15 protein-coding genes are annotated in these 16,248 nt (G+C 65.6%); 7 read left to right on the top strand and 8 right to left on the bottom strand.

Annotation, left to right across the window (positions count from 1 at the left end; translation table 11 throughout):
- Positions 1-207: 207 nt before the first annotated feature.
- Positions 208-1,146: a LysR family transcriptional regulator gene (locus P0D89_RS45340; RefSeq protein WP_408368548.1), complete on the top strand. Its 939-nt coding sequence runs from the start codon at positions 208-210 to the stop codon at positions 1,144-1,146.
- A 207-nt stretch (positions 1,147-1,353) separates the two neighbouring features.
- The gene (locus tag P0D89_RS45335) at positions 1,354-1,512 is read left to right on the top strand and encodes a hypothetical protein (protein ID WP_408368550.1); all 159 of its coding nucleotides are present in this window, start codon (positions 1,354-1,356) and stop codon (positions 1,510-1,512) included.
- A gap of 92 nt (positions 1,513-1,604) precedes the next feature.
- On the opposite strand, the gene P0D89_RS45330 is transcribed toward P0D89_RS45335, so the two are convergent.
- From P0D89_RS45330 to wrbA, 5 genes are all read right to left on the bottom strand, one after another.
- Positions 1,605-2,327: an SOS response-associated peptidase gene (locus P0D89_RS45330; protein WP_408368552.1), complete on the bottom strand. Its 723-nt coding sequence runs from the start codon at positions 2,325-2,327 to the stop codon at positions 1,605-1,607.
- 245 nt (positions 2,328-2,572) lie between these two features.
- Positions 2,573-3,379: a metallophosphoesterase gene (locus tag P0D89_RS45325; protein ID WP_408368554.1), complete on the bottom strand. Its 807-nt coding sequence runs from the start codon at positions 3,377-3,379 to the stop codon at positions 2,573-2,575.
- A 65-nt stretch (positions 3,380-3,444) separates the two neighbouring features.
- Complete coding sequence (locus tag P0D89_RS45320) at positions 3,445-4,863, bottom strand: FAD-binding oxidoreductase (protein WP_408368556.1); 1,419 nt, start codon at positions 4,861-4,863, stop codon at positions 3,445-3,447.
- Between the two features lie 47 nt (positions 4,864-4,910).
- Positions 4,911-5,399 (bottom strand): DUF2069 domain-containing protein, encoded by a 489-nt coding sequence (locus tag P0D89_RS45315; RefSeq protein ID WP_408368558.1) that lies wholly within the window; start codon positions 5,397-5,399, stop codon positions 4,911-4,913.
- 8 nt (positions 5,400-5,407) lie between these two features.
- Positions 5,408-6,010, bottom strand: a complete 603-nt coding sequence (gene wrbA, locus P0D89_RS45310; protein ID WP_408368560.1) for an NAD(P)H:quinone oxidoreductase — start codon at positions 6,008-6,010, stop codon at positions 5,408-5,410.
- 120 nt (positions 6,011-6,130) lie between these two features.
- Here wrbA and P0D89_RS45305 point away from each other — a divergent pair, with 120 nt between their 5' ends.
- Positions 6,131-7,444 (top strand): YihY family inner membrane protein, encoded by a 1,314-nt coding sequence (locus P0D89_RS45305; protein WP_408368562.1) that lies wholly within the window; start codon positions 6,131-6,133, stop codon positions 7,442-7,444.
- A gap of 165 nt (positions 7,445-7,609) precedes the next feature.
- Here the strand turns inward: P0D89_RS45305 and P0D89_RS45300 are convergent, their stop codons facing one another.
- The 3 genes from P0D89_RS45300 to P0D89_RS45290 all read right to left on the bottom strand — a co-directional run bounded on the left by P0D89_RS45300 (position 7,610) and on the right by P0D89_RS45290 (position 10,390).
- The gene (locus P0D89_RS45300) at positions 7,610-7,930 is read right to left on the bottom strand and encodes an Mpo1-like protein (RefSeq protein WP_408368576.1); all 321 of its coding nucleotides are present in this window, start codon (positions 7,928-7,930) and stop codon (positions 7,610-7,612) included.
- A gap of 223 nt (positions 7,931-8,153) precedes the next feature.
- The gene (locus P0D89_RS45295; RefSeq protein WP_408368564.1) at positions 8,154-8,987 is read right to left on the bottom strand and encodes an alpha/beta fold hydrolase; all 834 of its coding nucleotides are present in this window, start codon (positions 8,985-8,987) and stop codon (positions 8,154-8,156) included.
- On the bottom strand, positions 8,984-10,390 hold the full coding sequence (locus P0D89_RS45290) for an O-acetylhomoserine aminocarboxypropyltransferase (protein ID WP_408368566.1): 1,407 nt from the start codon (positions 10,388-10,390) through the stop codon (positions 8,984-8,986). Before P0D89_RS45290 ends, P0D89_RS45295 begins: the two co-directional genes overlap by 4 nt.
- A 239-nt stretch (positions 10,391-10,629) precedes the next feature.
- On the opposite strand from P0D89_RS45290, the gene P0D89_RS45285 reads away from it, so the two are divergent.
- The 4 genes from P0D89_RS45285 (at position 10,630) to P0D89_RS45270 (ending at position 16,186) form a co-directional block, all read left to right on the top strand.
- Entirely contained in the window at positions 10,630-11,091 is a 462-nt protein-coding gene (locus P0D89_RS45285; RefSeq protein WP_408368568.1) for a CBS domain-containing protein, read from the top strand.
- Between the two features lie 257 nt (positions 11,092-11,348).
- Complete coding sequence (locus tag P0D89_RS45280) at positions 11,349-13,286, top strand: MFS transporter (protein ID WP_408368570.1); 1,938 nt, start codon at positions 11,349-11,351, stop codon at positions 13,284-13,286.
- A 269-nt stretch (positions 13,287-13,555) separates the two neighbouring features.
- Positions 13,556-14,656, top strand: a complete 1,101-nt coding sequence (gene aroC, locus P0D89_RS45275) for a chorismate synthase (RefSeq protein ID WP_408368572.1) — start codon at positions 13,556-13,558, stop codon at positions 14,654-14,656.
- A 51-nt stretch (positions 14,657-14,707) separates the two neighbouring features.
- Positions 14,708-16,186, top strand: a complete 1,479-nt coding sequence (locus tag P0D89_RS45270; protein ID WP_408368574.1) for a tetratricopeptide repeat protein — start codon at positions 14,708-14,710, stop codon at positions 16,184-16,186.
- Positions 16,187-16,248 lie beyond the last annotated feature (62 nt).

Here is a 16,248-nt window from a genome sequence, read left to right as displayed (position 1 = left end):
GGATCGTAAGAACCGCGGCTGCGGAGATCCTTTTCGGTACCGGAGACTGCACGATTTCCTCCAAAAATGACTATAGAAGCTTGCACGTCATTATATTTTTTGATGGATTGGGGAATAACCGGTAACGGTGCAAGGCATTTTTACGTAATGTGAGACAATCGCCTTTGCCAATCGTGTAACAATCGCTGCCGAACAACAGGGAATGGAATGGATACGCTTCAAAACATGCGCGTATTTGTCCGCGTCGTCGAAGCGGGCAGCTTCACGGGCGCCGCGCAACATCTGAATACGACCACGGCTTATGCGTCGCGCGCAGTTTCCGATCTGGAAGCGCATCTGCGCACACGCCTGCTGAACCGGACAACCCGCCGCATCGCGCTGACCGAAGCGGGCGAGCGCTATCTGCAACGCTGCGAGCAGATTCTCGCGTACGTGGATCAGGCGGAAGCCGAGGCGAGCGACGCGCACGCGCGCCCGTCGGGCAAACTCAAGGTCCACGCGATGACGAGCTTCGGCCAGCACTACGTGGTGCCGGCGGTCGGCCGCTATCAGGAACGCTATCCGGACGTGCATATCGAACTGACGCTCGCGCAGCGCATGCCCGATCTGCTCGACGAGGGTTTCGACGTGTCGCTGACGCTCGCCACCGGTCTGCCGGATTCGGGGCTGGTATCGCAGCGCCTGGGCAGCGCGTTCAGCATCGCGTGCGCGTCGCCGGCTTATCTGGAGCGGCACGGCGCGCCGCAGACGCCCGCCGATCTCACGCGCCATACCTGCCTGCAAATGGTCACGCCGGTGTTTCCGCCCGACAAATGGACCTTTGGCGGCCCGCAAGGCGAAGAAACGGTCACGCTGGGCGCGACCACGTTTCAGGTGAACGTCGCCGAAGCGATGGTGGTCGCGGTATCGCAGGGTATGGGCGTCGGGCTGATTCCGATCTACTCGGCGATCAGCGGTTTGCGTAGCGGCAAACTCGTGTGGCTGCTGCCCGAGTACACATCGCAGGAAATGAATCTGTACGCGCTGTACCCGTCGCGCCAGTACCTGGACGCGAAAATCCGCACCTGGGTCGAATTTTTGCGCGACGAGTTGCCGGCCACGCTGGCTGCGGATCAGGAGGAACTGCGGAAATTCGCCCAGTCATGAAGCCGCGCCGGGCCGGCGTGCCGCGATGGTTGACGCGGCAGGGCGCCGCCGCATGACGGGCCGTTACATAACTGCCGCGCCGCAACATTTCCTTACTTCTCGCCCGCGGACGATTTGCTAACGTGTGGCTCATGCGCTGCCGCTTCGGCCGGACGCGCCAGTTCACTGCCGTTCGGCACATCGCAACAACTGAAGGACGAGGGATTCATGGATACGCATCTGATGATCGGCGTGGCTGTCATGCTTGGACTGATCGGGATCGCCGCATCGCGCGATCTGCTGCGCCGCCTGCGCGAACAGCAGCCGCAACTGGTGCCGATCAAGGTCGAGCGCCCGGATCTGCAGGCACAACGGCGCGACCGTTGAAGCTCGTCGCCGCCACGGCGTGTAGCCGACGGGCGCGGAGCCGTAGTGAAAAGTCGTTTCCTTCCTGAGCGGTTAGAGACGCGTTCGCGCCCTCAGTGCAGCGCTTCGATCAACCTTGGTTCGTCGTTGAGCGTGCGGTCCACTTCGTGACTCACGCGATGCCAGCGAAAGCGGCCGGCGGGTAAGCAGGCGCCGCGCGCAAGCCGTTCCAGTTCGTCGGCCGGCAACGCCGGATCCAGCCAGCGGCGCGCCGCATCAGGCGAAAACGCCAGCGGACGACGGTCGTGAACGTCGATCAGACCCGAGTCGGCGCTGGCCGTCACGATCACCAGTCCCATGCCTTCCGTTTGCGGCTCGCTGCCGCGCACGCTCGACAACGCGGCCAGATACATCGGTTCGTCTTTTTTCAAGCGCACGAAGTAGGGCTGGCGCCGCGGCGCTTCAGCTTGCGCCGGACCGCCATGCGCGTGGGCGGTCGCGGGCGAAGTCTCGATGCGCCACTCGAACCAGCCGTCCGCCGGCACTAGCACGCGGCCGGTTTTCCACAATTCCTCGAAATAGCGGGCGGTCGGCGCGGCGTCGGCGCGCGCGTTGATCGTCTGCGGCAGATGCTGCTCGCGCGCCCAAGCCGGGCAGTATCCCCAGTGAATCGCGCGCAGCGTTTGATCCGGATAGATCGCGAGCGGATGCGTGCCGGGGGCAAGGTTGTAGCCGGGGCGGCGGTCGGCGGCGTCGAACAGCATCAGCGGATCGGCAAGGCCGAGATGTCCGGCGTAAAGATGCGCGTCGCGATACTGGCTGATTCGACCACACATGAGCGATCTCCGGTGACGACCTGCGGGGCGGGTTCCGTAAGCTGGCGGAGTTGGCAATGAAGCGATTGAACGGGCCGATTTTTCTGGCGCGCTTCTCAGGTATCGTCACGCCGAATCGAGACACATCCAGCAACGGGTAGCCAGCCACGAGCACTGGCCGCCAGCAGGCGGCCGCCGACGACAGCGTAATGCGTCCGCTCCAGCCGCGCTATCCAGTCCGGCCCCAAGGCTGCTCTAGAGACGCACTAAATCTCGACGACCCTGTCCCACGCGAATTGCGGATTTTCCCACTGCCCGGTGCGCCGGTCGAAATAGCCGCGAGGATTGCAGACCACGCGCGTGCCGTTCACGCTGTAGTCGAACGACGTGTGCGTATGCCCGTGAATCCATACCGCGACCGGCGCGCGCACCAGTTCCGGCAAATGATTGACAAAGCCGGCCGACACCCGGTCTTGTGCGTAGCGCTCGGCCAGACTCAGCCGATGCGGCGCGTGATGCGTGACCACGATCGTCTTGCCGCCGAACGGCTTGGCCAGCTCGCCTTCGAGCCACGCACGCGCGTGGGCGTGCAACGCGAGCGAGTCGTCGGGCGTGAAGTCGCGCGTGGCGTCGTGGGTGTCGTGCGGCCAGTTCATCTGGATCAGCCCGCGGAAGTCGAGCATCACCTGGCGCGCCGCGTCGATCGAGGCGGCAAGCGTGTCGGGGTCCGCGCCGTACAACGCGAAGTCGGTCCACAAGGTGGTGCCCAGCACGCGCCAGCGGCCTTGCGGATCGACCAGCGTTGCGTTGTTCAGCACATGCACGTTGTCGACCTGCGCAGCCGCGTCGTAAAGCGCGCGTTCGAGCGCGCTGAACTCGCCGTCGTAGTACTCGTGATTGCCGGGCACGTAGACCACCGGCACCGCGCCGTCGAAAGTCTGCGCGGCCCAGCGCGGGCCGGCCGCATGATTGTGGATGTCGCCGGCCAGCACGATCAGATCCGCGTGCGCATGCGGGATCAGCTCGGGCTCGTCGTTCTCCAGATGCAGATCGGACAGCACTCGAATCTTCACGGCGACGGCTCCTGCAAAAGTCCCCGCGTGGGGCGTTCCCGCGAGGGGCGCCGGGGCTTCAATTCCTAGCGTAGCACCTTGCCCGGGTTCATCAGGTTCAGCGGATCGAGCGCGCGTTTGACCGCGCGCATCAGTTGCAGCTCGACGTCCTGCTTGTAATGCGCGGCCTCGTCGACTTTCAGCTGCCCGAGCCCGTGTTCCGCGCTGATGCTGCCGCGATGCTGGTGCACGCTGTCGTAGACGATCTGGTTGATCAGGGTCTGGTATTGCTGCAAAAACGCCTGCGCGTCCACGCCCTCGGGCGCCTGCACGTTGTAGTGCAGGTTGCCGTCGCCGAGATGGCCGAAGGTCACCATGCGCGCGCCCGGCACCGCCTGCGCGATCGCCGCGTCGGTCGTCTCGATGAAGTGGCCGATGCGCGAGATCGGCACCGCGATGTCGTGCTTGATGTTCAGACCTTCCTCGGCCTGGGCGAGCGGAATATGTTCGCGCAGATTCCAGAATGCGCGCGACAGCGCGAGGTTTTCCGCGACCACGGCGTCCTGCACCAGGCCTTCTTCGAGCGCCGTTCCCATCAGATGCTCGAATAGCGCACGCGCGTGTTCCTCGCTTTCGCTGTCCGACAACTCCAGCAGCACGATTTGCGCATGCGGCTCCGCGAACGGATAGCGCATCTGCTCGAAATGCCGGCCGACGAGGCGCAGACAGAAATCCGACATCAGTTCGAAGCCGGTCAGAAGCGGCCCGGCGATGCGCTGCGTGAGCGACAGAAAGTCGAGCGCCGCATGCGGCGAAGCGAGCGCGGCGAGCGCCGTGACGCGCGCGGCCGGCTGCGGATGTAGCTTGAGCACGGCCGCGGTGATGATGCCGAGCGTGCCTTCCGCGCCGATGAACAGGTCGCGCAGATCGTAGCCGGTGTTGTCCTTGCGCAGCCCGCGCAGGCCGTCCCACAGTTCGCCTTGCGGCGTCACCACTTCGAGACCGAGGCACAGCTCGCGCGTATTGCCGTAGCGCAGGACGCCGGTGCCGCCCGCGTTGGTGGCGAGATTGCCGCCGATCGTGCAACTGCCTTCGGCGGCGAGGCTCAGCGGGAACAGACGGCCGGCCGCCTCGGCGTGCCGCTGCACGTCGGCGAGGATGACGCCGGCCTCGACGGTGATGGTGTTGTTGTGCGGATCGATGTCGCGTACGCGATTCAGCCGCCGCAAGCTGATGACGGCCTGCGCGCCGCTCGCGTCGGGCGTCGCGCCGCCGGCGAGACCCGTGTTGCCGCCCTGCGGCACGAGCGCGATGCGATGCTCGAGCGCGAGCCGCACAAGCGCGGCGGCTTCAGCGGGTGTGGCCGGGCACAACACCGCGCAGGCCGCGCCGGTGTAGCGGCGGCGCCAGTCGGTGAGATACGGGGTGGTGTCGTGCGGGTCGGTCAACACCTGGGTTGCGCCGATGGCGTCACGGCAGGCGGCGAGGAAAGCGGTTTGGGTCATAGCGGTCGGTCGGTGCGGACGGGCGGGAATGTCGGATAGGCGGGGCGTCAGGCGTTCGGTTCGGCGGTTTGTTTTGCGGCTTCTTTCGCGGCGCGCTTCGCCGCGCGCTTGAACGGCGCGACGTAGGCCAGCGCGCAGGTAAAGAAGATCACCGCGAGCGCGGCTTGCAGCCAGCCGAGACGGGCGCTCAGTCCATGATCGCTCCAGCCGCGCACGACGCCTTCGGCAAAATACAGCAGGATCAGCATCGACGCCCATTGCAGCGTGTAGAGCCGGCGCCGCCATACGCCCGGCAACGCGAGCAGCAGCGGCACCGCCTTGAGCACGAGGGCCGAGCCGCCGGGCCGCAGCGGCGCGAGCCACCATTCCCACGCGACGCAAAGCACGATCAGCGCGAGCAGTGCTGCGGTTGCGCCGAACGCGGCGGCGGTTCCAGGCTGCACGGGTGGCGCCGTGAGCGCAGCGGCCGGTGTGCTTGCGCGCGGCGACGCCGTCGTCGCGCTCTGCGCGTCCGGCGTGGCAGCTGGTTTCACCATTGGCGTGGTCACGGCCTTTCGCTCATGGACGCCGCCGTGCGCGCGACACGCGCGCCGAGCGCGACGGCGAGCGTCTTTTCGTCGGCGGAGATGCCTTGTGCGGCCGTGCCGGCGCGCGCGAAATGCGACGCGCCGTAAGGCGTGCCGCCGGTTTGCGTGGTGCTCAACGCGCTCTCCGTATACGGGATGCCGACGATCAGCATGCCGTGATGGAGCAGCGGCAGCATCATGGAAAGCAGCGTGGATTCCTGGCCGCCGTGCAGACTACCGGTGGACGTGAACACGCAGGCCGGTTTGCCGGACAGCGCGCCGGCCAGCCACTGCGGCGTGGTGCCGTCGAGAAAGTACTTGAGCGCGGCGGCCATGTTGCCGAAGCGGGTGGGCGAGCCGAGCGCGAGACCGGCGCATTCCTCGAGGTCGCGCAGCTCGACGTAGGGCGGGCCTTCGTCGGGAATCTCCGGCTGGGACGCCTCGCAGACGGTGGAAACCGCCGGCACGGTGCGCACGCGCGCCTGCATGCCGGGGACGCTGTCGACGCCGTGCGCGATCGCCAGTGCGAGCTCGCGAGTGGCGCCGTGACGGCTGTAATAAAGCACGAGAATGTCTTTCATAGGCCTCATCGGTGAACGGGTATTATAGGGGCTCGGTCCGCTGCACAGGCCGCACATGGCCGTTCGGCCAGGTCGCGCGCGCGGTCCTGCGGCACCGGTTCACGAAGCGAGGAGGTAGGTTTGTTGTCCAGGGTGCGTTTCGATCTCGACACGCTCAAACGACTCGCGCGGTTTGCCGCGCAGCGCATTAGCGAAGACCGTATTCCGCAGGTGGCGGGCAGCCTCACGTTCACGGCGATGCTTGCGCTCGTCCCGCTTGCCACGGTTGCGTTCGCGTTGTTCACCGCGTTTCCGATTTTCAGTTCTTTCCAGGACTCGCTGCAGCTTTTTCTGGCCGACCACCTGATGCCCGCGCAACTGAACAGTCAGATTTTCAAGTATCTGAACCAGTTCGCGTCGAAGGCGAAAGGGCTGACCACGATCGGCATGATCCTGCTGTTCCTCACGGCGGTAATGACCATGATGACCGTCGAATCCGCGTTCAACGTGATCTGGCGGGTGCGCAAGGCGCGGCCGATCGCGCAGCGCATCCTGGTCTACTGGGCGATCATCACGCTCGGCCCGATTCTGATCGGCGTGAGCCTGTCGATTTCATCGTATCTGTTCACGCAATCGATGACCTTCACGGCGGCCCAGCGCATCACGCCGGTCATCGAGTGGGCGCTCACGGGCGCCGCGTTGCCGTTGACCGCGCTCGCGTTCACGATTCTCTACGTCTATCTGCCGAACTGCCGCGTGGAATGGCGCGACGCGGTGATCGGCGGCGTCACCGCCGCGATCGCTTTCGAGCTTGCCAAGCGCGGCTTCGGCTATTACGTGCGCCGCATTCCGACCTACACCGCGGTGTACGGCGCGTTCGCCGCCGTGCCGTTGTTCCTGGTGTGGATGTACCTGTGCTGGTTCATCACGCTCGCGGGTGCAATGATCGCGTCCGCGTTGCCGGCGATTCGCATCGGCCAGTTTCACCGGCCCACGTTCGACGGCAGCAATCTGTTCGACTCGCTCGAACTGCTCGCGCGGCTTTCGGAAGCACGCGACGGGGGCGGGCGCGGCTACACGGTGCCCGAGCTTGCGCGGATGCTTCGTCGCGACATGGATATCACGCTCTACCTGCTGCAGAGGCTCGAGGAGATCGACTGGATCGCGCGGCTGCAGGAGGACAGCGCCGGCCCGCATTTCCTGTTGCTGGCGAACCCGGCGCAGGTCACGGTCGAGCGTCTGTTCGACCTGTTCGTGATCGATCGCGCGGAACTCGCGTATCAGCTCGAACTGAAATCCACGCGTGTGGACGGCGGTACGCTGCTGGCGTCGCTCGAGAACGACAAGCTGAAAGTGACGCTCGCCGCGCTGCTGGCGGCGCGCGCGGCGGCCAAAGGGGCAGATGCCGGAGAGAGCGAGCGCGCCACGCCTTCAATGCCGCATCAGGCGGCTTGACGCGAAGCGGTGCAGCGGAGGTTGTATCGCGTGGGGGTAGCGGGGGCGGGCTGGTTGGGCCCAGCCGCCTACCGGCTCGCCATGAAACGCGCCTGCGATGATGACGACACGATCGCGGCACGACGCCGGAAATGACCGCCTGACCCGTGACGCGATAACTCAAAACTACAGCGAAATCCTGCCGACGCAGATGTCCTTGAACATCACCCAGTCGCCCATCAGGCTATAGAGCGGATGGCGGAAGGTCGCTGGCCGGTTCTTCTCGAAAAAGAAGTGCCCCACCCATGCGAAGCCGTAGCCGCAGATCACGGCCGCCGGCAGCCATAGCCAGTCGCCGGTGGCCAGCGCCATCGCGAGACAGCCGATCACGCCGAGCGATCCCACGAAATGCAGCCGCCGCGAGACCAGGTTGCGATGCTCGCTCAAATAGTACGGATAGAACTCCGCGAAGCTCGCGAAGTGATCGGTATGCGCGGTATGAGCCATGATGGCCTCCGATGTGGACGCTTCCTCGACGCGATGCCCGTTGTTCCCGGTCGCTTCGCCACGTGCGGGCATGTGTTGCGCTCGCTCGCTACAGGATGGGCTTGAACCATTGTCCGGCTATCGGAGTCCGCGCGCAACCTGGCCATTCGGACGATGGCGCGGCTCGTGCAGCGCGCTTATCGTGGGCATTCGGGTGGTCACTCGCAGCGCATTCGGGCGACGGCTACCGCGCTTCGCGAGGCGGCCTGGACGCGAAACTGAACAGCGCGTCGAGCGTGGCGTCGGGTTGCTCGGTCATCAACGCGTGGCCGGCTTCGAGCGTGACGGTGTCGACCGGCGCGCCCGCCTGCGCCAGCGCGTCGGTGAGCGCTTTGGCCGCGCGCGGCGGCGTCATCGCATCGCGCCGGCCGACGATCAGCAGGGTCGCGCAGCGCACCTGCGCGGCGCGGGCGAGGCCGTCCGCGTAGGCATTGCATGCGGTGAAGTCGGTGTGGAACAGCTGCGGCTCCCCGCGCGCCGCGACCCGCTCCATCAGCCGCTGGTTCATGCCGTGCAGCCAGAAGCCGGGGCCTGGGCAGGAAGGCTTGGCTGCGAGCGTCGAATGCGACCATTGGTTGACCATGCCGATCGCATCGGGTTCGCGATGCAGCGCGGCGTCGAGCAAGGTGTCGGACACGGCCATCGGCATCGCGGTGGCGAGCAGCGCGAGATGTGTCGCGCGCTGCGGGTAGCGGCCGGCGAAGTCGAGCGCGATGAGCGAGCCCATGCTGTGGCCGGCCACGAACGCGCGCTGCACGCCGGCGGTGTCGAGCAGGGCGGCGAGCCAGTCGGCCATCTCGGTTATGGCGGTCAGCGCCGGGCCACTGCTGCGGCAGTGGCCCGGCAGATCCACCGCCAGCACGCCGAAACCATGGTGCGCGAAGTAACGGCTTTGCAACGCCCACACGCTGTGGTCGTGCTCGGCGCCGTGAATGAAGACCGCGGTCGGCAGGCTCGTGTCGAAGGGCTTGCCGCCGGTGTACGCGTAGGCGGGTTTGCCGTGCACGGTCAGGATCATGTGGACTCCGGGCGGGATTGCGCTGCGGCGCCGGATTGGCCGGGCAAGCTGGTTTTCGCGGCTGCGGATGCGGCGTTGGACGCCTTCACTGCGCCGCTACGCGTTGCGGCCGCGCCGGCCGATTTTTGCGCGGCCTTCAGCGCGCGTTTGAGGTCGTCGATCAGATCGTCGGGATCTTCGAGGCCGATCGACAGGCGGATCGTGCCTTCGGCGATCCCGGCGGCGGCGAGTGCGGCGGCATCCATGCGGAAATGCGTGGTCGAGGCGGGATGGATCACCAGCGAGCGTGCGTCGCCGACATTCGCGAGGTGCGAGAACAGCGATAGCGCTTCGATGAAACTGCGGCCGGCGGCGCGGTCGCCACGCAGATTGAAGCTGAACACCGCGCCCGCGCCGCGCGGCAGTAGACGTTGCGCGAGCGCGTGGTCGGGATGCGTCGGCAGCTCCGGATAAGCGACCGTTTCGACCGCGTCATGACCGGCAAGAAACTCGACCACGCGGCGCGTGTTGGCGACGTGCCGCTCCATGCGCAACGGCAATGTCTCGATGCCTTGCAGCAGTTGCCATGCGGCCTGCGGATGCAGACATGCGCCGAAATCGCGCAGGCCTTCGCGGCGCGCGCGAAGCAGGAACGGCGCCACCGTGCTTTCCTCGGTGAACACCATGCCGTGAAAGCCCTCATACGGCTCGGTGAATTCGGGAAAACGGCCCGACGCGTCGAAGTCGAACGTGCCGCCGTCCACCAGCACGCCGCCGATCGTCGTGCCGTGGCCACCCAGGAACTTGGTGGCCGAGTGATACACGAAGTCGGCGCCATGCTCGAACGGTTTGAGCAGGTAGGGCGTCGTGAAGGTCGAGTCGACCAGCAGCGGTACACGGTGCTCGTGCGCGATCTGCGCGACGGCGGCGAGATCGAGCACGTCGAGTCCGGGATTGCCGAGCGTCTCGCCGAACAGCAGCCGCGTATTCGGACGCAGCGCGGCGCGCCACGCGTCGAGGTCGCCGGGTTTAACGAAAGTCGTCTCGATGCCGAAGCGCTTCAGCGTGTAGTGCAGCAAGTTGTGCGAGCCGCCGTACAGCGCGCTGGAGGCGACGATGTGCGAGCCCGCGCCCATCAACGTGACGATGGCCAGGTGCAAGGCCGCCTGGCCGCTCGCGGTGCCGATCGCGCCCGCGCCGTTTTCGAGCGCGGCCACGCGTTCCTCGAACACGGCCACCGTCGGGTTCGAGATGCGCGAGTAGACATGGCCGGCGCGCTCCATGTTGAAGAGCGCCGCGGCGTGGTCCGAGTCGCGGAACGAAAACGAGGTGGTCTGGTAAATCGGCGTGGCGCGCGCGCCGGTGGCGGGGTCGGGAGCGGCGCCGGCATGCAGCGCAAGCGTGTCGAAACGGTTGGCGGACATCGTGGGCGGCGGGGCCACGAGCGGCCTCGCGAAACGGGAAAGTGGCGGCCATCCTATCACCGGCATGGCTCGCATCAAGCGCGGTTTTCCCGATGCGCATGCCCGGCGCGGCGCGAATTCGAGATGGTGAGCGCCCGCCAGGCCTTGGTGGGCGGGCCGCTTTCCTTTTATGGGCCTTTCCGCTAGGATCGAAAATCATTCATGTAGTGCCAGCTTAGCGGGTATCACGGAGACAGATCATGCGAGTCAGCGACATCCTTAAAGTCAAAGGCAACACCCTTTTCACGGTCACACCGGATACCACGCTGCACGACGCAGTCAATACGATGGCCGAGCACGATATCGGCTCGCTGGTCGTGATGGAGTACGGCGATCTCGTCGGCATGCTGACGTTCCGCGAAATCATTCTGACGCTGAGCGAGAATGGTGGCAGCGTTGGTACCTCCACGATCCGCAAGGTCATGGACGATCATCCGCTCACCTGCACGCCTGAAACGGACGTCAACGAAGTCCGCCGCATGATGCTCGAACATCACGTGCGTTATTTGCCGGTGATGGAAAGCCGCACGCTGATGGGTGTCATTTCGTTTTACGACGTCGCGAAGGCGGTGGTCGAAGAGCAGGGGTTCGAAAACCGCATGCTCAAGGCCTATATCCGCGACTGGCCGGAAGAGCCGCAGGACCAGCAGCCCGCGCGTTAATGCGCGGTGACTGACCGTCCGCGCTCGGCGTGTTGCGGTGAGCGTGAACAGGCAGACAAGGCGCGCGCGAAAGCGTGCGCTTTTTTTGTGTCCGTCGTTTTTGCGCCCGTTCCTTCTATGCCTGGTGACACTGCGGGCAGGCCACCGCAGCGGCAGTCGATGCGCGCATTAGAATCACGAGCCGGCGCGATGTCCCGCGGTGTGAACCGCCTGCGTCCCGCGCTGCTTATGGCGCTTTCTCCCGTTCTTCAAACTTCATGAGCGATCGTCCGTTGCCTGCCGCCCGCCGCGCCGCCCGTGCGCAAGAGGCGCATGAATCCCAGTTCCGGTTGCTCGGTCAGCGCCGCTTTGCGCCGTTTTTCTGGACGCAGTTCCTCGGCGCAATGAACGACAACGTGTTCAAGATCGGCTTTACGTCGCTCGTCACGTATCAGGCGGCGCGCTTTTCCGGTGTCGATCCGAAAACCGCGGCGTTTCTGATCTCGGCAATTTTCATTTTGCCGTTCGTGCTGTTCTCGGCCACCTCGGGCCAGATTGCCGACAAGTACGACAAGGCCGTGCTGACGCGGCTCGTCAAGAGCTTCGAGATCGTCGTGATGCTGGTCGGCGGCGCCGGATTCTGGCTGCATAGTGCGCCGTTGCTGTATCTGTGCACCTTTCTGATGGGCGTCCATTCGACCGTGTTCGGCCCCGTCAAGTATTCATACCTGCCGCAGCATCTGTCGCAGAAGGAACTGGTCGGCGGCAACGGCATGGTCGAAATGGGCACCTTCGTCGCGATCCTGATCGGCACGATCGTCGGCGGCGCGGGCGCGGGTCTTGCCGAACACGGCGCGGTGGTGCTGGCCGGCGCCTGCATCGCGATCGCGCTCGCGGGGCGTGCCGTGTCAAGCTTCGTGCCGGCCACGGCCGCGCCGCAGCCCGATCTGCGCATCAACTGGAATCCGTTCAGCGAGACGTGGCGCAACCTGAAGCTGGCGCGCGAAAACCGTACCGTGTTTCTCAGCCTGCTCGGCATTTCCTGGCTGTGGTTCGTCGGCGCGACGTTTTTGTCGTCGTTTTTCAGCTTCGCGAAGAACGTGCTGTCCGCGAATCCGGATGTCGTGACCGTGCTGCTCGGCACGTTCTCGATCGGCATCGGCATCGGTTCGCTGCTGTGCGAAAAGCTCTCGAAGCGGCGTATCGAGATCGGTCTCGTGCCGCTCGGCTCGATTGGCATGAGCGTGTTCGCCATCGATCTGTTTTTCGCGAGCCACGCGCTGCCGCCGGTGGAGCACCTGTTGAGCGTCGGCGAGTTTCTCGGGCGGCTTGCGCATTGGCGCGTGCTGGCCGATCTGTTCCTATTGGCGATGTTCGGCGGCTTCTACAGCGTGCCGCTCTACGCGCTGATCCAGAGCCGCAGCCAGCCGAGCCACCGGGCGCGCATCATCGCCGCGAACAACATCCTGAATTCGCTGTTCATGATCGTCTCGGCGCTGATGGCGATGGGCCTGACCGCGGCCGGCTTCAGCATTCCGGCGATCTTCCTCGTCACCGCGTTGCTGAACATCGTCGTCGCGACCTACATCTATTCGCTGGTGCCGGAGTTTCTGCTGCGCTTCATCGCGTGGTTGCTGGTGCATACGTTCTACCGGATTCGGCTCGTGCATTCCGAGCGGATTCCGGAGGAGGGCGCGGCCGTGCTCGTGTGCAACCACGTGAGTTTCGTGGACGCGATCGTGATCATGGCCGAGAGCCCGCGGCCGATCCGTTTCGTGATGGATCACCAGATCTTCAAGTCGCCGTTCGCGGGCTGGGTGTTTCGTCATGCGAAAGCGATTCCGATCGCGCCGGCGCATCAGGACGCCGAGTTGCTCGCGCAAGCCTATGAGCGTTGTGCGCGGGCGCTTGCCGACGGTGAACTGGTTTGCGTCTTCCCCGAAGGTAAGCTCACGCGAACCGGCGAGATGAATCCGTTCCGTCACGGCGTGACCGAGATCGTCAAGCGCACGCCGGCGCCTGTCATCCCCATGGCGCTGCGCGGCTTGTGGGGCAGTGTGTTTTCCCGTGCCGACGACGCACGCTGGCCGCGGCCGATCCAGAAGGGTGTGATGAGCCGGCTGAGTCTCGCGGTGGGCGAGCCGATCGAACCGGCGTTGGCGACGCCCGAGAAGTTGCAGCAGATCGTCACCGAGTTGCGCGGCGCGCGGAAGTAGCGTGCGGGGACGCCGTGAGGCACGATGTCGGCGAGACGGTGGTTCGAGTTGGGACGAAAGCGCGGCCGACGCTAATGTGAAGACGCGCCCTACAATCAAACCGAAAATTCCTACCTACGACGGGGCGTGTGCCGACAGGCCTCGCGAACCGTCGCGAACCCGCGGCTTAATTGGCCCTGGCCGATTGGCCACGAACGCCGCGCAACGCGTTCCACGCGCGATGAGGCTGGCATAATAGCGCTTTCCCCGCATTTCTTTGGACGACACCCATGTCCGGCAACACGCTAGGTACGCTTTTCACTGTCACGACCTTCGGCGAATCGCACGGCCCCGCTATCGGCTGTGTGATCGATGGTTGCCCGCCGGGCATGGCGCTCGACGAAGCCGACATCCAGTTCGAACTCGACCGCCGCAAGCCTGGCACGTCGCGCCATGTCACGCAGCGTCAGGAAGAAGACAAGGTCGAGATCCTGTCAGGCGTGTTCGAAGGCCAGACCACTGGCGCGCCGATCGCGCTGCTGATCCGCAACACCGATCAGCGCAGCAAGGACTACGGCAACATCGCCGACACGTTCCGTCCGGGCCACGCCGACTACACCTACTGGCAGAAGTACGGCATTCGCGACTATCGCGGCGGCGGCCGTTCGTCGGCGCGCCTGACCGCGCCCACGGTGGCGGCCGGCGCGGTCGCGAAGAAGTGGCTGCGCGAAAAGTTCGGTACCGAGATTCGCGGCTATATGGCTGCGCTCGGCGAGATCGACGTGCCGTTCGTCGACTGGGCGCAGGTGCGCGAGAACCCGTTCTTCGTGCCGAATGCCGGGATCGTGCCGCAGCTCGAAGCGTACATGGACGCGCTGCGTAAAGACGGCGACTCGATCGGCGCGCGCATCAACGTCGTGGCCTCCGGCGTGCCCGTCGGCCTCGGCGAGCCGCTATTCGACCGTATCGACGCCGACATCGCCCATGCGATGATGGGCATCAACGCGGTGAAGGGCGTCGAGATCGGCGCGGGCTTCGCGAGCGTCGCGCAACGCGGCTCGGTGCACGGCGACGAATTGACGCCCGAGGGCTTCGTCGGCAATCACGCGGGTGGCGTGCTCGGCGGCATTTCGACCGGGCAGGACATTACCGTGTCGATCGCGATCAAGCCGACTTCGAGCATCCGCACGCCGCGCCGTTCGATCGACAAGGCGGGGCAACCGGCCGTCGTCGAAACGTTTGGACGGCATGACCCGTGCGTCGGTATTCGCGCCACGCCGATCGCCGAATCGATGCTCGCGCTGGTGCTGATCGACCACGCGCTGCGCCATCGCGCGCAATGCGGCGATGTCTCCGTCACTACGCCGAAGATCGCGGCAAGTGCGCCGTAACCGGCGTTTGTCGAGCGTCTTCGGACTCGCCGCGCACGCGATGCCGTCTCCATGGCCGAACTGAACGCGGGTCCGCGGGCGGAAAGCCAATTCGCCACACTACGCGCGCGGGCCGCAGCGCCCGATGCCGTTGCCGCCGACTGCTTCGCGTTCGGCCATCTCCTGTTGCAGCACGCCGGTCGCGACAAAACCCGCCAGCGCGAGGCGCTCGCCGCGCTGGTGCGCGCTTACCGACTCGATCCCGCATGCGAACCCTCGCTGCTCCCTACGATTGCGCAAACGGCCTTCGTCGTGCGCGAATGGGCGCTGGTCGATTCCGCGACCGCGCTGCTGCTGTCGCACAACGCCGAAGACGCCAACGCGCTGATCTGGCGTGCAGCCGCCTTGCAAGAGCGCGACGACTTCGCCAGCGCCGAGCGGCTGCTGCGCGAAGCATTGCGCGCCGTGCCGGGCAATCCGGTGGTGCTTCACAAGCTGGCGCTGTGCATCAAGGAGCAGGCGCGTTTCGCGGAAGCCGAGGTGCTGCTTAGACAGGTATTGGCGATCTCGCCGAACAACGCGCACGCGCAGTTCGATCTGTCGGAACTTGAAATCCGCACGGGCCGGTTTGCCGACGGTTGGGCGCATTACGAGTCGCGCGTCGCGATTGGCAACGATCTGAACGACGCGCAGCAGGCGCTCGCGGCGGTCAGCGCACGTTGGCAGGGCGAATCCCTGGGTGGCAAAACGCTGGTGGTGTACGGCGAGCAGGGCAATGGCGACTGTTTGTGGGCGGTGCGCTTTCTGCCGCTGCTGGCCGAGCGGGCGCGGCGCGAAGGCGGGCGGGTGCTATTCGGTTACGACGGGCCGTTGCGGCATTTGTTCGAACGGATGCTGCCAGCCGATCTGCCGCTCGAAACGAGTCTCGACACGCGACCCGATTTTCATTGCGGATTGATGAGCCTGCCGCTGCGGCTCGGTATCGTCGATGCCACCGGCTGGGGCGCGCCGTATCTGCGTGCCGCTCCGGCGCTTGTGCAGACGTGGCGCATGCGCGTCGACGCGCAAATCGCCGCTGCGCGAGGCAATCTCAAAGTCGGTCTGGTGTGGAACGGCAATCCCGAGCATATACGCGACAAACGGCGCTCGGTACCGGTCGAGCAACTCGAGCCGTTGTTGAGCACGGCAAAGGTGAGCTTTTTCGCGTTATCGCCGGGGCGTGGCGAGACGGTCGCGCGATGGTGCGCCAAGGGCCTCGACGTCGTCGACATCACCCATCATTTTCAGTTCGGCTTTGACGATGTCGCCGCGTTGCTGGCGAATCTGGATCTGGTCGTGACGATCGACAGCGGGCCCGCGCATCTGGCGGGGGCGCTCGGCGTGCCGACCTGCCTGATGATCGATCACGTATCCGCGTGGTTCTGGGGCGAAGCGTCGCAGCCGATTGCCTGGTACGATTCGATCGAGTTGATCCGGCAACCGCGCGTCGGCGAATGGGCGCCGGTGGTGAGCAAAGTGCGGGATCGGATTGAGGCGATGGCGCGTCGTTGAGCTTTCGCCTTCACAGCGCGGGCGTTGCGTTGCACCGCGCACTGCGAAGGCCAGCAACGCAC

It is taken from the genome of Paraburkholderia sp. RL18-085-BIA-A, assembly GCF_046027075.1.
Classification (GTDB): Bacteria; Pseudomonadota; Gammaproteobacteria; order Burkholderiales; family Burkholderiaceae; genus Paraburkholderia.
This window is presented reverse-complemented; position numbering and strand designations above follow the sequence as displayed.

Bases quoted from the DNA above. Each gene is read 5' to 3' on its own strand.
- P0D89_RS45330 (WP_408368552.1), bottom strand. From the start codon at position 2,327: ATGTGTGGTCGAATCAGCCAGTATCGCGACGCGCATCTTTACGCCGGA.
- wrbA (WP_408368560.1), bottom strand. From the start codon at position 6,010: ATGAAAGACATTCTCGTGCTTTATTACAGCCGTCACGGCGCCACTCGC.
- P0D89_RS45335 (WP_408368550.1), top strand. From the start codon at position 1,354: ATGGATACGCATCTGATGATCGGCGTGGCTGTCATGCTTGGACTGATC.
- P0D89_RS45270 (WP_408368574.1), top strand. From the start codon at position 14,708: ATGGCCGAACTGAACGCGGGTCCGCGGGCGGAAAGCCAATTCGCCACA.
- P0D89_RS45320 (WP_408368556.1), bottom strand. From the start codon at position 4,863: ATGACCCAAACCGCTTTCCTCGCCGCCTGCCGTGACGCCATCGGCGCA.
- P0D89_RS45315 (WP_408368558.1), bottom strand. From the start codon at position 5,399: ATGGTGAAACCAGCTGCCACGCCGGACGCGCAGAGCGCGACGACGGCG.
- P0D89_RS45280 (WP_408368570.1), top strand. From the start codon at position 11,349: ATGAGCGATCGTCCGTTGCCTGCCGCCCGCCGCGCCGCCCGTGCGCAA.
- aroC (WP_408368572.1), top strand. From the start codon at position 13,556: ATGTCCGGCAACACGCTAGGTACGCTTTTCACTGTCACGACCTTCGGC.
- P0D89_RS45295 (WP_408368564.1), bottom strand. From the start codon at position 8,987: ATGATCCTGACCGTGCACGGCAAACCCGCCTACGCGTACACCGGCGGC.
- P0D89_RS45290 (WP_408368566.1), bottom strand. From the start codon at position 10,390: ATGTCCGCCAACCGTTTCGACACGCTTGCGCTGCATGCCGGCGCCGCT.
- P0D89_RS45300 (WP_408368576.1), bottom strand. From the start codon at position 7,930: ATGGCTCATACCGCGCATACCGATCACTTCGCGAGCTTCGCGGAGTTC.
- P0D89_RS45340 (WP_408368548.1), top strand. From the start codon at position 208: ATGGATACGCTTCAAAACATGCGCGTATTTGTCCGCGTCGTCGAAGCG.
- P0D89_RS45285 (WP_408368568.1), top strand. From the start codon at position 10,630: ATGCGAGTCAGCGACATCCTTAAAGTCAAAGGCAACACCCTTTTCACG.